Source organism: Ruegeria sp., assembly GCF_040830605.1.
Classification (GTDB): Bacteria; Pseudomonadota; Alphaproteobacteria; order Rhodobacterales; family Rhodobacteraceae; genus Ruegeria.
The window spans coordinates 405,211-419,054 of sequence record NZ_JBFOMD010000008.1 but is presented as its reverse complement, the minus strand read 5'-3'; the positions used below and the strand labels follow the sequence as shown (position 1 = coordinate 419,054).

General features: G+C 62.4%; 18 protein-coding genes and 2 tRNA genes. 3 read left to right on the top strand and 17 right to left on the bottom strand.

Annotation, left to right across the window (positions count from 1 at the left end; all coding sequences use genetic code 11):
* Positions 1–175: 175 nt before the first annotated feature.
* The 6 genes from AB3N21_RS13575 to AB3N21_RS13550 form a co-directional block, all read right to left on the bottom strand.
* Positions 176–250, bottom strand: a tRNA-Phe gene (locus AB3N21_RS13575).
* An 80-nt stretch (positions 251–330) separates the two neighbouring features.
* On the bottom strand, positions 331–513 hold the full coding sequence (locus AB3N21_RS13570) for a DNA gyrase inhibitor YacG (protein WP_171175605.1): 183 nt from the start codon (positions 511–513) through the stop codon (positions 331–333).
* Positions 510–1,532 (bottom strand): ribonuclease E/G, encoded by a 1,023-nt coding sequence (locus AB3N21_RS13565; RefSeq protein ID WP_367935712.1) that lies wholly within the window; start codon positions 1,530–1,532, stop codon positions 510–512. The genes AB3N21_RS13570 and AB3N21_RS13565 overlap by 4 nt, the downstream gene beginning before the upstream one ends.
* A complete protein-coding gene (locus tag AB3N21_RS13560; protein WP_367935711.1) occupies positions 1,529–2,107 on the bottom strand; it encodes a nucleoside triphosphate pyrophosphatase in 579 nt (192 codons plus the stop codon). The genes AB3N21_RS13565 and AB3N21_RS13560 overlap by 4 nt, the downstream gene beginning before the upstream one ends.
* Positions 2,108–2,117: 10 nt before the next feature.
* On the bottom strand, positions 2,118–2,336 hold the full coding sequence (infA, locus tag AB3N21_RS13555; RefSeq protein WP_005978431.1) for a translation initiation factor IF-1: 219 nt from the start codon (positions 2,334–2,336) through the stop codon (positions 2,118–2,120).
* A gap of 69 nt (positions 2,337–2,405) precedes the next feature.
* Complete coding sequence (locus AB3N21_RS13550) at positions 2,406–3,302, bottom strand: carbon-nitrogen hydrolase family protein (RefSeq protein WP_367935710.1); 897 nt, start codon at positions 3,300–3,302, stop codon at positions 2,406–2,408.
* Between the two features lie 518 nt (positions 3,303–3,820).
* On the opposite strand from AB3N21_RS13550, the gene AB3N21_RS13545 reads away from it, so the two are divergent.
* Positions 3,821–4,861 carry a Hint domain-containing protein gene (locus tag AB3N21_RS13545; protein WP_367935709.1) on the top strand — a complete coding sequence of 347 codons (1,041 nt, stop codon included), beginning with the start codon at positions 3,821–3,823 and terminating at the stop codon, positions 4,859–4,861.
* Positions 4,862–4,967: 106 nt separating this feature from the next.
* On the opposite strand, the gene AB3N21_RS13540 is transcribed toward AB3N21_RS13545, so the two are convergent.
* The 10 genes from AB3N21_RS13540 to AB3N21_RS13495 form a co-directional block, all read right to left on the bottom strand.
* Positions 4,968–5,507, bottom strand: coding sequence for a GNAT family N-acetyltransferase (locus tag AB3N21_RS13540; RefSeq protein ID WP_367935708.1), 540 nt, complete (start codon positions 5,505–5,507; stop codon positions 4,968–4,970).
* 279 nt (positions 5,508–5,786) lie between these two features.
* Entirely contained in the window at positions 5,787–6,380 is a 594-nt protein-coding gene (locus tag AB3N21_RS13535; protein ID WP_367935707.1) for a GNAT family N-acetyltransferase, read from the bottom strand.
* Positions 6,373–6,783: a ketosteroid isomerase-related protein gene (locus AB3N21_RS13530; RefSeq protein WP_367935706.1), complete on the bottom strand. Its 411-nt coding sequence runs from the start codon at positions 6,781–6,783 to the stop codon at positions 6,373–6,375. The genes AB3N21_RS13535 and AB3N21_RS13530 overlap by 8 nt, the downstream gene beginning before the upstream one ends.
* Positions 6,780–7,238, bottom strand: a complete 459-nt coding sequence (locus tag AB3N21_RS13525; protein WP_171175617.1) for a low molecular weight phosphatase family protein — start codon at positions 7,236–7,238, stop codon at positions 6,780–6,782. Before AB3N21_RS13525 ends, AB3N21_RS13530 begins: the two co-directional genes overlap by 4 nt.
* Before the next feature lie 3 nt (positions 7,239–7,241).
* Complete coding sequence (locus tag AB3N21_RS13520) at positions 7,242–7,721, bottom strand: UPF0262 family protein (protein ID WP_171175619.1); 480 nt, start codon at positions 7,719–7,721, stop codon at positions 7,242–7,244.
* A gap of 144 nt (positions 7,722–7,865) precedes the next feature.
* Positions 7,866–9,167, bottom strand: a complete 1,302-nt coding sequence (gene hisD, locus AB3N21_RS13515) for a histidinol dehydrogenase (RefSeq protein ID WP_367935705.1) — start codon at positions 9,165–9,167, stop codon at positions 7,866–7,868.
* 90 nt (positions 9,168–9,257) lie between these two features.
* Positions 9,258–9,773: a GNAT family N-acetyltransferase gene (locus AB3N21_RS13510; RefSeq protein ID WP_367935704.1), complete on the bottom strand. Its 516-nt coding sequence runs from the start codon at positions 9,771–9,773 to the stop codon at positions 9,258–9,260.
* On the bottom strand, positions 9,774–10,250 hold the full coding sequence (locus tag AB3N21_RS13505; RefSeq protein WP_367935703.1) for a DUF2948 family protein: 477 nt from the start codon (positions 10,248–10,250) through the stop codon (positions 9,774–9,776).
* Positions 10,243–11,514: a UDP-N-acetylglucosamine 1-carboxyvinyltransferase gene (gene murA / locus AB3N21_RS13500; RefSeq protein WP_367935702.1), complete on the bottom strand. Its 1,272-nt coding sequence runs from the start codon at positions 11,512–11,514 to the stop codon at positions 10,243–10,245. The genes AB3N21_RS13505 and murA overlap by 8 nt, the downstream gene beginning before the upstream one ends.
* 6 nt (positions 11,515–11,520) lie before the next feature.
* A complete protein-coding gene (locus AB3N21_RS13495) occupies positions 11,521–11,676 on the bottom strand; it encodes a hypothetical protein (RefSeq protein WP_171175627.1) in 156 nt (51 codons plus the stop codon).
* A gap of 83 nt (positions 11,677–11,759) precedes the next feature.
* Between AB3N21_RS13495 and AB3N21_RS13490 the strand changes: the two genes are divergently transcribed.
* Positions 11,760–11,834: transfer RNA gene (locus tag AB3N21_RS13490), tRNA-Thr, on the top strand.
* Between the two features lie 95 nt (positions 11,835–11,929).
* On the opposite strand, the gene AB3N21_RS13485 is transcribed toward AB3N21_RS13490, so the two are convergent.
* Positions 11,930–12,757, bottom strand: coding sequence for a LysR family transcriptional regulator (locus AB3N21_RS13485; RefSeq protein WP_367935701.1), 828 nt, complete (start codon positions 12,755–12,757; stop codon positions 11,930–11,932).
* A gap of 86 nt (positions 12,758–12,843) precedes the next feature.
* Here AB3N21_RS13485 and AB3N21_RS13480 point away from each other — a divergent pair, with 86 nt between their 5' ends.
* The gene (locus AB3N21_RS13480; RefSeq protein ID WP_367935700.1) at positions 12,844–13,836 is read left to right on the top strand and encodes an aldo/keto reductase; all 993 of its coding nucleotides are present in this window, start codon (positions 12,844–12,846) and stop codon (positions 13,834–13,836) included.
* Positions 13,837–13,844 lie beyond the last annotated feature (8 nt).

Below are 13,844 nucleotides of genomic sequence, written 5' to 3'. Positions count from 1 at the left end.
AACGATGTTTTTCCAGTCTATAGTGCGGGTTGAGATCCTTCGGGACCCTTCGTGCAAAGTAGAAGACTCCAGATTCTATAAATGAGAAGGGAACGGTTTTGTTCTCCAGCATGTACTACGCCCTTGGCCAGCTCCAGTTAAAGCTGAAGGGAAACAGTAGCTTACCTGTTGGGAATGGTGCCCGGGGGCGGAATCGAACCACCGACACGAGGATTTTCAATCCACTGCTCTACCCCTGAGCTACCCGGGCACGGGAACGACGATTGCCGTTGGGTGGAGGCGTTCTATGCCGTGCCACCCGCAGTGTCCAGAGGCTTTTTCCAGATTTTTTCAGTGCGGACGGGAGGGCGGAGTTTGCACGGCCGGGGTGACCTCATCCACATCTTCAAGCTCTTCGGATGGTGCTGCGTAAGCACCGTTTAGCCACTTGGCCAGATCCAGGTCCGCGCAGCGTTTCGAGCAGAACGGGCGGTACTTGTGGACTGTGTCGGAGCCGCAGATAGGACAGTTCATTTCAGCACCTCCGCCACAGGCACGCGCCCACGTTTGCGTTGCAGCTCGAAATGCCCCAGAGGGGTCCAGCCAGCAAGTGTTGTCTCTTCGCTGTCGGCCTTGAAGGCCGCCCGCAAAGATGCCTCAAACCCGCGACGGTCCTTCTTGGGCATTGGGGCCAGTTCCAGCGTGATCTGGCCGCCTAAACCGCGCACGCGAAGGGCGCGCGGCAGCACTTTGGCGCAGGCGAAGTTGGCCTTTTGTCCGGCGGCCAGCGAGGTGTCGCTGCCGGTGTTCACGTCCACAGCCACAAGCGCGCGGGTGGGCTGGATGTAGAGGTGTCCGCCGCCCGGCAGCGGTTCGGAAATGCCGCGCACCTGATCCAGCGCGTCCAACACGGAATGAGTTTCGAAACCGCCGGGCTCGGTTACGATCTCGGCCGGGTCGGTCCAGTCGCGCCACGCCAGCGCGTGCGGGGTGTCGCCCTCGGTCAGCATCTCGGGTCCGGTTCCGGGATCATCAAGCACCTGGGTGGCCAGAGCGGCCATGGAGGCGATGTCCTCGGCGATATCCTCGGCATCCGCTCCGGCGCAACAGGAACGCAGGATCAAGCCGTGATCCGAGGCATCCATTTCCTCATGCGCGATCTCCAGCAGCCGGTCGCGCTCGTCCTCATCACGGATGCTGCGTGAGACGTTCAGGCCCGGAGCGGTGGGCGTAACGATGGCATAGCGGCTTTTGAACAGCAGCTTCGTGGTCACCGGGATCGCCTTGCCCGGCTCGGCATAGCCGGTCACCTGCACCAGCAACTGCTCACCGGGCGCCAGCCCCTTGACCTGCCGCAGGAATGCGGGGCCGTCGGGGGTTGAGAGGAACATGCCGCCTTGCCCTTTCACCGGTCGGTCGGCACGGGCGCGGTAGATGGTGCCGGGGGGTGGCGCGTCCCCGGCGATCAGAAAATCGTCGAGCTTGCCGTCGACCATCAGCGCCGCGGCCTCGCGGTCCTGGATGTGGTCGAGGATGATGGTGCGACCCTTCATGATGCCTCACGATACAGCGGGTATTGAGCTGCTTGTAGCAGGGCGGCGGTCTCCGACAACGGCAGTCCGACGATACCGGTGAACGAGCCGCTGATCCACGGGATGAAGGCCCCGGCAGGTCCCTGAATGGCATAGGCGCCCGCCTTGCCCTGCCAGTCGCCGGTGGCGAGATAGGCGTTGATCTCGGTACCCGAAAGGCGCTTGAGCCTGACCTGGCTGACCACGTCCCGCTCCCACACCTTGCCGCCCCGGCGCACGGCCACGGCGGTGATCACCCGGTGGCGACGGCCCGAAAGGGAGTGCAGGAATTCGGCGGCCTCACCGGCGTCAGTGGGCTTGCCCAGAATGCGCCGGCCCAGCGCCACCGTGGTATCGGCGCAGAGGACGACATCGTCTGTATCCGCCTGAACTGCCTGCACTTTCTCGCGCGCGATGCGGACGCAATAGGGGCGCGGCAACTCGCCTTTCAGCGGTGTTTCATCGATGTCGGGGGGACGTACCGCATCGGGCCGCACGCCAAGCTGAGCCAGCAGGTCCAGCCGTCGCGGACTGCCCGATCCGAGGATGAACGCCATGTGGCTGACGTTACTTGAAGCGGTAGTTGATCCGACCCTTGGTCAGATCATAGGGGGTCATCTCGACCTGCACCTTGTCGCCGGCCAGAACGCGGATGCGGTTCTTGCGCATCTTGCCTGCCGTATGTGCGATGATCTCATGGCCGTTTTCCAGCTCGACCCGAAACGTCGCATTCGGCAGGAGTTCCTTCACGACACCGGGAAATTCGAGCGTATCTTCCTTGGCCATGTTCTCTCCATCATTACGTTGCACCCGCAGAATCTGCGGGACGTGCGCTTAAATGAGCGCATTTTCCCCTTATTTCAAGGGTGGATTTGCGTGAAGGCAACAGTTTGTGACCGATTGAACGCGGGGCTCCTGCTCGGTCCAGTGAGTGCGATTCAGCACCACGCCATCGGCGCGGACATGGGCAATTGCGGACAGATCGACCTCGGCATAGGTCCAGCCGGGTTGGTTGAGTGTGCCCTCGGCCAGAACCCCGGTTGGAGGAAATCCCTTGTCGGGCGGGCCGAAGATGCCGCCGGTGCCGGTGTTTCTGTCCACCGCCTCGGACCAGCCGTTGTTGCCGATCAGCGAAGCCATCACCGTAACGCATTGATTTTCCAGCGCTCTTGACATGGCGCCGATGCGGACGCGCCAGTAGCCTGACAGCGCCTCGGTGCAGGAGGGCACGAGGATCAGATCGGCCTCGCGCAGCGCCCGGCCCAGCAGCGGAAACTCGCTGTCGTAACAGATCAGGACACCGATTTTGCCCAGTGCGGTGTCGAACAGTTTGAGCGGTCCGCCCGGGGCGATGTCCCATTCCTCGCGCTCGAACCGGGTCATGATCTGCTTGTCCTGATGGTCGTGACCGCCGCCCGGGGCATGGAGCGCGGCGCGGTTCACGGGGCGGTCCGGTCCGGTAAGAACCGGGGCAGATGCGCCCAAAATGTATGTCTTGTACTCGGTCGCGAGGCGCTGATGCACGATTTGTACATCTTCCATCCGGTCCGAGACCGCGTGGATCGACCGTTCCAGATCGCCCGCCACCTCGGCGCCATCGAGCGTCGAGAGTTCCATCGCGCCGTATTCGGGAAAGACCAGCAACTCGGCGCCGTTTCCCGCCGCCTCTGACACCCATCGCGCCAGCTTGTCTTCGTATTGCGCCCAGCTGTCGAGCCAGTCGAGCGGGTAGGCGGCGGTGGCGATTTTCATGTCGGCGTTCCCGGATTGAATTGTCGCGCGACATTAGCGGGTGTCGTCGGATGCTGTACAGCCCGGTCATCCGGGTGTTGCGCGGCGGAAGGAGCGGTCGTTTTGCCGAAGCGGGCGTCCGGTCAGCGGGTGGCGTGTGACCGGGTTGAACTCAATCTCACCGGGTTGCCATCACAAGGTGGAGGCGGAGTGAATGTATCTGGTTGGTGGCGACACTGCCCGTTATCTGTGAACCGCGGTGGGGAAGGCGCCGGATGTTGTTCAATGCCCGGCCATAATTGTCGAATTGATGGTTGCCAACACGACATGTCGCATGGGCCGAAAATTACGGTAATTGCAGGCTGGCTAGGAAACCTGCACCCTAAATGATACGGTCTCTGGGTCGGTTCTCGTGTACGTCTGTTACGGATGAAATAGGGCGTTTTGCTTGTGGCCTTTAGCGTGGTCTTGCCGCGTTTGTTGGGGGTGACAAGTATCCAGCCGTCTGCATGCCCGTTTGGCCATTGAAGGATCTCCAAATGCCGGACTTTACCTTCAGCATCTATCGACCCGTTAACATCGGCGGGACAGTCGGTTTCGAACGCGCTGGCGCGGTGACGATTCGGGATGACAACGGTTTTCGGGACGACATCTTCGACGATATCGAACAAGCTCCGCCATCTGAGACAAACGGAGACCAAAGAATTGTAGCATCCTCTATCGCTGAGCTCGACGTTGGAGATACCGTCCGGTCGCGCGGCATTTATAGGATGACGAACAACGATACCGGGGAAACCTTTGATAACATCATCGAGGTTTTTTCCGAGACGGCAGGGAATCCTGTTGCTACATTGTTTATTTTCACGGCTCCACCACCGGATTGGCTGTTCGACAATACCAACCGCACGCTTTCACTTCTCAATAGTGATGGGACTACTCCATACGCTTCTATTGTGTGTTTTGCGGCCGGGACACGGATCCGCAAACATGACAATAGCGAGGTGCCGATTGAGGATCTAAGGGTTGGAGACCGCGTTCGGACACAGGATTGCGCGGCACCGAGTATTCGCTGGATCGGGTCGCATAAAGTCAGTGGCTTTGATTTAATGGCTAACCCCAAATTGCGGCCAATACGGATCAAGGCAGGCGCGCTTGGATGTAACCTTCCGACACGAGACCTGATTGTTTCGCCTCAACACCGCATTCTGGTGCGGTCCAAGATCGCGATACGCCTGTTCGATACTGATGAAGTTCTGATCCCGGCGAATAAACTGGTTGCGCTGGACGGCATCGGCATCGCCGATGACATAAGCGAAGTTGAGTATTTCCATATTCTGTTCGACAGACACCAGGTCATCTTTTCCAATGGCGCTCCGACAGAGAGCCTGTTCACGGGGCCGGAAGCGATGAGGGCCGTCTCACCAGCGGCCCGCGTGGAGTTGGAGACGCTTTTCCCGGAAATCTGCAAATCAGATTTCATCCCCGTCCCGGCGCGCCTCATTCCTGGAAGAGGCAAACATATGAAACAGCTCGTGGCGCGTCACCGCAAAAACGGCAAGCCTCTGCTCGCGGACGCCTAACCCACCGCAGATTATCCGACCGCCGATTAAACCGGTTCCTTAGTTCACGTTCTTCGCGCTGGGATCGCCGGGGACTTCTGCCCGCGTGCATCACACGCTTGAGTGTCTACCAGTAATCAGGAGAGTTAAGCGCATCGACGCATCTTGAAGGGCCCTTGAGCGGATCGAGCGGTCGGTCAGTGAGCGACTGGCCCAGCCAACCCTGCGGATACTGGAGCGGTAAAGGCGCCTGAGCATCAACCTCTGTGATCTGGTTGAAACCGACCTTGGAGTAGAAGTTGATGTCGCCATATGTAAGCGCCGCGTCGACACCCTGTTGCCGTAGACTGTTCAAGCCGTGGCGCAGGAGTTTTTGTCCAATGCCCTTGCCCTGCTGGTGTGTCGCGACGGCGACGGGCGACAATAAAAACACATTGCGATCGTCTTGCGGGTAGGTCAGGCGCGTGAAGAGGATGGCTCCTACAATCGCTCCGTCATGCAAAGCCGAGAAAACGAACATGTCGGTGTCGTTCGCCGTCGCAAACATGTCCGTCACGAGCTGTCCGATCAATCGGCCCTCCTCGGCGCCTTCGGAGGCCGTGAAGGTCGATGTGAACAGGTCGATGATTTCGTCGGTTCTGTCCTTGTAGGTGGAAGCGTAATCCATGATCCGATCCTTTTGGCATCGCGTCCTGGCATTGGTTGAGCCGCGCCGAGACAGCTTGGATCCGCATTCGCGATGCGTGACGGGGCGGCCTGTACTTTAAGCGGATGAAGCGTTGGTTCTTCAAGCTCAAGGTTGTTTTAGATGTTGGCCGAAAGAATATGCAGCCCGCCATGTTCGAGTTTGTCAGAAACTACGGGATGCGTTGCAAAACGGCCATTGGGGGACACGTCGCAGCGGGTCGCTCAATGGATCGCAGCCCAAAGGTTGTCGCTTCGGGGATTACAAATCCCGGATCCAGAATTGCAGGGGTTTTGGGGTCTCGCCCGCTTCCCAAAGATCCTTCCACGAGAACTGCGCGATCGCGCCTTGGAGCGGGGCGTAGCCGCGGGCGCGCCAGAAGGGGTCGAGCGGTTTGTAGGTCTCGGGGCGCATCGGGTGGTCTGGCGGGCGCTGAACGCCGCAGAAGGCGGTTTTGGCAAAGCCCAACGCGCGCGCATGCCCCTCGCGCAGGTCAAAGAAGCGGTGGCCGACCCCCTGTCCGCGATAGGTGGGCAGCAGCACCGACTCGGCGCAGTAGAAGATGTCGGACAGATCCAGACCGGTGCCCGCGAAGGCGGCGGCGAAGTCGTCGGCGTGATCGGCCAGCGGAGTTCCGGTTGAGGCGCCGACCAGTTGGTCGCCGTCGAATGCGCCCACCACGATGGCGCCGTCGCTATCGCGGTAGGATTGCAGGTAGTCCCGTTCATAGGCCAGATCGCCGTCGTAAAGATAGGGCCAGGCGCGGAACACCTCGATGCGCAGGCGGGCCACATCGTCGAGCGCAGCCTCGAGCGCCGGGCCGGTCAGGGCCCGGACATCAGAAACCCTAGCCATTCGAGACCTGCTTTACCCAGTCGGCGAGGTTGTAGAAGGTGGTGACGCGGGTGATCTGGCCGTTGCGCAGGCTGAAGAACGATCCGGCGGGCAGGCGGTAGGTCTGGCCATGGGCCTGCGGCAACCCAGCATCGGTTTCCAGATAGGTGCCGTTGACGATGAATTCGGCGGCCGCGCGGGTGCCGCCACCATGATCTTCGGTGGCCTCGAAGATCGCCATATCGGTCAGGTGCTCTTTGTAGCAGCGGTTCATGTGGGCGCAGAATTCGGCGAATTTCTCGCGGCCCACGCGGATCTGGCCTTCGTTCACGTGATGGGCCACATCCTCGGACAGGCAGGCCAGCATTCCATCGACGTCACCTGCGTTGAAGGCGTCGAAATAGCGTTTGACGGTCTCGCTCATGATATCTCCGTTGGCTCGCCCCAGCGCTCTTTGAGGTGCTGGACGATCTGATCGCGGGTTTGACGGTAGTGTGTTAACTTGTCGTCCCGTGTCTCGCCGAGCCCGGTAGGGTCCATTATTGGCCAATATTCGACATCGAGGTGAAAAAACCGGGTGAGTTCCAGCGCCCGGCGCTGGCTGGCGGGTGAGAGCGCGATCACCAGATCGAAGGAGCTGAGGTCGTCGCCCCACTGCTCCATCTCGTCGAACGAGCGGGAGCGGTGGCGGGACAGTTCGACATTCATCTCCTGGCAGACGGCGATGCAGAACCCGTCGATTTCCATGTCGTTATGCACGCCCGCAGACTGCACATAGGTGCCGGTGCCGTAGAACTTCTTCATGATGCCCTCGGCCATGGGCGAGCGGACCGAGTTGTGGTCGCAACAGAACAGGACCGACTGCGGGAGCGGCTGCACGCGTTACCCTCCGAAATGCAGCACGCAGATCAGCGTGAACAGGCGGCGGGCGGTGTCGGTGTCGATGTCGGCTTTACCCTCCAGCCGTTCCTGCAGCACGCGGCTGCCTTCGTTGTGGATGCCGCGCCGGGCCATGTCGATGGTCTCGATCTGGCTGGGCGGCAGGGTCTTGACCGCGTTGAAATAGCTTTCGCAGATCTGGAAGTAGTCCTTGACCACCTGCCGGAAGGGGCCGAGCGACAGGTGGAACTCGGCGGCCTTTTCCTCGGCCTCGGTCTGGATGTCAAAGACCAGCCGCTTGTCGCGGATCGACAGGTTCACGTGATACGGGCCGTCCGGCACCACCCGGTCATCGCGGCGAGGCAGCGAGAAGGTGTTTTCCTCGAGCAGGTCATACACGGCGACCTTGCGTTCCTGCTCGATCTCCGGCGTGGGCGGCGGCAGGTTGCGGTCATCAAGCTCGATATGACTGATGTGGCTCATGTTTTCGGGTACTCGGACTAAACTGCGTTCCGGCAGACCTACAACAACGCAAATAAGGGGGCAACGGCATGTCGTCCCCTTTTGATTGGGTTTATCCCCGAGGGGTTATTGCAGCCACTGAGCTTTGGCCGGGGCTCGGAGTGGTCAGCGGTTGAGCGCGTCGAGGCGGGCGCGTACCGACAGGCCGTGCGCCTCGAGGCTTTCCGATTGCGCCAGTTTCTCAGCCGCAGGGCCGATTGCGCGCAGCGCGTCGGGGGTCATCTGGCTGAGCGTCGTGCGCTTGAGGAAATCCATCACGCTGAGGCCCGAGGAAAACCGTGCTGAGCGCGCCGTGGGCAGCACGTGGTTCGGACCGCCGACATAGTCGCCGATGGCTTCGGGTGTGTACTGGCCGAGGAAGATGGCCCCGGCGTGGGTGGTCTTTTCGCTCAGCGCATTTGGATCGGCCACGCACAGCTCAAGATGTTCCGGCGCGATCCGGTTCGACAGTGCCGCCGCCTCGTCCAGGTCGCGCACGGTGATCACCGCGCCGAAATCGCGCCAGCTTGCCCCGGCGATGGCGCGGCGGTCCAGCGTTTCAAGGCGTGCTTCCACCGCCTCGGCCACCGCGCGGCCAAAGCCTGCGTCGTCGGTGATCAGAATCGACTGGGCGCTTTCGTCGTGTTCGGCCTGAGACATCAGGTCCAGCGCGATCCAGTCGGGGTCGTTGTCCTTGTCCGCGATCACCAGAATTTCGGACGGGCCCGCGATCATGTCGATGCCGACCTTACCGAAGACCCGGCGCTTGGCGGCGGCCACGAAGGCGTTGCCGGGGCCGGTGATCTTGTCGACCGGCGCGATGGTCTGCGTGCCATAGGCCAGCGCCGCAATCGCCTGCGCGCCGCCGATGCGGTAGATCTCATCAACCCCCGAGATATGCGCCGCCAGCAGCACCAGAGGGTTTACCTGCCCGTCGGGTGTCGGCACCGCGATGGCCAGCCGTTCGACCCCCGCCACCTTGGCCGGGATCGCATTCATCAGCACCGACGAGGGGTAGGAGGCGAGCCCGCCCGGCACGTAGAGCCCCGCCGCCGACACTGCCGACCAGCGCCAGCCCAGCGTGGCGCCGCTGTCGTCCGTCCACTGTGCGTCCTGCGGCATCTGGCGCGCGTGATAGGCGCGGATGCGGTCGGCAGCCAGTTCCAGCGCCGCGCGGTCCTCGGCGGAGACTTCGTGGGTCGCCTGTGCGATTTCGTCGGTGGAGAAGCGCAGGGTCTCCGGAGTCAGCGCGATGCGGTCGAACCGCTCAGTCAGCTCGATCACTGCCGCATCGCCCCGGTCGCGGACATCGGCGATGATCCCGGACACGACCTGATCCACATCGGGGCTGTCCTCGCGCTTGGCCGACAGCAACGCGGCAAAGGCGGTTTCGAAATCGGGCGAGGCGGTGTCGAGAAAGACGGGCATGGTCGGGTCCTCAGGGCGTTTGTTGAGGACATATCGCCGGGGCAGGGCGGCCTCAAGCCTTTGCCAGCCGGGTGCAGCGATTTGCCCGGACTAAGGCTGGAGGGGCTTGACCATCTTCTGACAGGGGCCATAGCGCCCGGGTTTCGGCGTGCCTTTGGTCTGCCAGCCGTGTTTCAGGTAGAACCCGCGCGCTGTCGCTGTGCTGTCGAGCCTGCCGGTGTCATGCCCGGCCTCTTTCAGTTCGGCCTCAAGCCGGGCCAGCAGCGCTGCGCCGACGCCGTTGCCGATGCCATCCGGCGCCACATAGAGCACCGAGACCTCGCCCTCGGGCGAGATGGCGCCGACGCCAGTGGGCCGGCCGTTCAGAAGCGCCAGCCACAGATCATGAGAGCCTTCGATCCAGTCCCGGATGCCCTGCGGTGTCTTGTTCGCGGTCCATCGCGCGATGATGTCGGGATCGTTGTCGTGATCCTCCGAACAGAGCTGGGTGATCGAGCGGATCAGGATGCGGCTCATGTCGAACACGTCGAACAGGGTGGCGCGGCGCAGCTCTATCCCCCTCGGAGCCACCGAGAAAGCCTGCGATATGCCGCGCTTGTTGCGCATCTACTCCGGGTGGTGCGGCGCCAGTTTCGAGGGCGCCAGATAGGGCCGGGTCACGTCCTTGAGGGTCACATCCAGCGCCTCGACCGCCAGCCGGATCGCGCCGTCGCCCGCCAGCGTCAGCAGAACCTGTCCGGCCCCGTCCTCGGACGCTTCGAAATCGACCGCCAGCAGCGACAGGATCACGTCCTTGTCGGCGCGGTCGACGCCCTGGCTGGCCACGCCCAAGACATTGTCGAACACCAGCATCGACTGCACCCGCTCGAACGGGCGGCCCCGGCGTTCGGCGGCGGCGCGGTCCTCCCACCGGAAGCGGTTGATCAGCAGGGCGAAGCGGTGCTCGCCGGGCCGCCACGACATCTCGGTCACGGGAAATACCGCGTCCTGGGTCAGGGTCGAGACCACCTTGAGGTCTTCGGCATCCTCCACCCCCAGGTTAAGCGGCGCCTCGCGGCCGTCTTCGAATGTTGCGTCAGCCATCAGACTTGATCCGTTCAATCTTGGCGCCCACCCCTTCGAGCTTGCGCACCACATGTTCATAGCCGCGATCCAGATGATAGACCCGGCTGACCACGGTTTCCCCCTCGGCCGCCAGCCCGGCCAGGATCAGCGATACCGAGGCCCGCAGGTCGGTCGCCATCACCGGCGCCCCTTTGAGCCCTTCGACCCCGGTCACCGTCGCGGTGCCGCCATGCACGTCGATCTGCGCGCCCATCCGCATCAGTTCGGGCGCGTGCATGAAGCGGTTTTCGAAAATCCGTTCCTCGAGAACCGAGGTGCCCTCGGCGGTGCACATCAGCGCCATCATCTGCGCCTGCAGGTCGGTGGGAAAGCCGGGGAAGGGTTCGGTAGTGACGTCCACCGCCGTGACCCGGCCATTCTTGCGGGCGACCTTGAGGCCCTTGTCGGTCTCTTCGACGTCGATCCCAGCGGCGTTCAGCTTTTCGACGAAGGCACCGACAAGGCTCAGACGCCCGCCCAGCAGCTCGACCTCGCCGCCGCAGATGGCCGGGGCCAGCATATAGGTACCCAGTTCGATCCGGTCGGTCACCACCTGATGGGTCGCGCCGTGCAGCCGGTCGACGCCCTGGATCTCGATGGTCGATGTGCCTTCGCCCTCGATCTGCGCGCCCATCTTGCGCAGGCACTCCACCAGATCGACGATCTCGGGCTCGCGTGCGGCGTTTTTCAGCACGGTGGTGCCCTTGGCCAGCGTTGCCGCCATGACCATGTTTTCGGTCGCACCCACGGACGCAAACCGCATCTCGTGCACAGCACCCTTCAGCCCGCTTGGCGCCTGGGCGTGCAGATAGCCGTCCTTCAATTCGATCTCGGCGCCCAGCGCCTCAAGCGCCTCGATATGCAGGTCCATCGGCCGCGCGCCGATGGCGCAGCCGCCCGGCAGCGACACCACCGCCTGCCCCAGCCGTGCCAGCATCGGACCCAGCACAAGGTTCGAGGCGCGCATCTTGCGCACGATCTCGTAATCCGCCGTGTGGCTGATCAGGTCGTGGCTGGACATCGCGAGCACCTGCCCGTCCTGCAGCGACGACACCTCGGCCCCCAGCGATTGCAGCAACAGCGTCATCGTCTTGATGTCGCTCAGCCGCGGCGCATTGGTCAGCGTGAGCGGTTCTTCGCTGAGCAGCGTTGCCGGCATCAGGGTGAGGCAGGCGTTCTTGGCGCCCGCAATCGGTATTTGGCCGTTTAGCGGCCCGTTGCCCGTAACAAGAATCGAATCCATCTGCTCCTAGCCTTTGTCCTGACCGGCCTTGTCATCCGAAGCGGCCCGCGCCTTGGCCTGCGCCTTGCGCCGTGCAAGGTTGGCCTTGAGGGCCGCCTTCAATCGGTCCTCGCGCGCGGCTCCGGATTCGCCGTGTTTTTTTGGTGACTTTTTGTCTGACATTGTCTTTCTCTACAGGAGGCGAAAAAAACCGTCCAGATGCCCTTGCGCCCTGTTTCGTTTAAGTCTAATCACCCGCCCACAGCGCTGCTGTAGCTCAGAGGTAGAGCACTCCCTTGGTAAGGGAGAGGTCGAGAGTTCAATTCTCTCCAGCAGCACCATCCAAATCCGATCCGCTTCAAAAATGTGCATCCCGTGATGGGCGTCGTTGCGTTTGCCATGGTGGCAGGGTTCAGATGACTGAAGCCCCAATGGTCTATTGTGCGGTACAGGTTCGTTTCAGCACCTCGAACGTGCGGTCGATGACGGTGCGGACCTCGGGTACGAACCGGTCTTCGTGATGGGTGACAAGCCACTGGTCGTGATCAAGCTCTTCAATCGGGTCGGAGAGCTGTTTCAGGGTGTCAAAGCGGCGCCCGATGAACGTGGGCAGCAGGGCCTTGGTTTCTCCGGCCAGGGTCAGGTCCAGTGCGTTGCGGGGGTCGGTGACCTCGATGGCCGGGGCGCCGCTTGTGTTGTCCTGAACCCAGCGGGCCGACGGTGTTTGGCCTATGACGCGCGCCCAGATCCGGACTTTGTTGCTGGTGGCATAGGTGGCAAAGCGGACGCGGCCGATGCGGCGCCCGGCCAGCCCCGGACCCTCGGGGCGTTTGTTGCGCACGCCGATCAGCGCCTCCCGCCGCCCGATATCGGCGATGTCGTCTGAGGCGATGAACCGCAATTTGACGGAGGTTTGCCCCACAAGCTCGGGCAGTGCGGCGCAGAGCATATGGGTGACCCAGGTTCCGGCGGAGATCTTGATGACCGGAATGCCGCGCCCGGGGGCGTCTTGGATGACCGACAGGATGCGGCCCTCGATCTCGGTGGCCTTTTGCAACAGCTCCTGCCCCTGCGCGGTCAGCTCATATCCACGGGCATGGCGCAGGAACAGTTCACATCCCAGTTGCCGTTCCAGCATCAGGATTCTGCGGCCCAGTGTGGGGGCGCTCTTGCCTGTTGCCCCGGTCGCCGCGGCCAGCCCGCCGTCGCGGGCAACGGCAAGAAAGAGGCGCAGGTCGTCCCAGTCGAGTTTCGTTTCATTCATGAAACGATCATTGCAATACGTTTCGTGGATGTGAAGCCCGTTTGGCGATTAGCTGACCCGTGACGCAGCTTTGGAGGATGTGCATCATGAAGTTTCTGGACCGTGAAATCTCGCCGCTGGGCATGGGGTGCTGGCCGATCGGAGGGCCGATGTTCACCGGCGATCAACCCCTTGGCTATGCCAATTCCGATGACGCGGAATCCGTGCGGGCCATACATGCGGCGCTCGATGGTGGGATCACCCTGTTTGATACTGCCGCCGCGTATGGGGCAGGGCATGCCGAGCGCCTGTTGGCCTGCGCGCTGAAGGGCCGGCAAGATGCGCTGATCGTCACCAAGATCGGGATCACCATCGACGAGGACAGCAAGCGGCTGACATTCGAGGATACCGAACCCGACACCGTACTGCCGGCCATCGAGGCCTGCCTGTCCAGGCTCGGTCGCGATTGCATAGATGTGGTGTTGCTTCATCAGAACGGTCTGTCAGTTGAGCAGGCCGGGCCGGTTTTCGATGAGATGGAAAAGGCGTGCACTGCCGGAAAGATAAGGTCCTATGGCTGGAGCACGGATTTCTCGGAGAGTGCTGCGGCATTCGCGGATCGGCGGCGTTTCCGGACCATCGAACACGCAATGAATGTCCTGATCGATGCGCCGCGCATGCAGGATGTCGTGCGGGATCGCAACTTGACGGCGCTCATTCGGTCACCGCTGGCGATGGGGCTGCTGAGCGGGAAATACGGGGCGGGGTCAAGGATGTCCGATCAGGATATCCGGGCGACATCCAATCTGGTGACAAGGTATTTCCAGGACGCCACGGCCAATCCGGCCTTTCTGGCGCAGCTCGATGCGGTGCGGGACCTGCTGACCGTCGATGGGCGCAGTCTGGTTCAGGGGGCGATTTGCTGGCTCTGGGCCAAGGGCGGCATGAACATCCCCATTCCCGGCGCCCGCACGGTCGGGCAGATCAAAGGTATTGCCGGGGCGCTGAGCTATGGCGCGTTGCCCGAGGATGTGATGGCTGAGATCGAGACCTTGATCGACCGCGACGCGGCAGAGCTTCACTCGGAAAAAGAGCGCTGATACCGGCG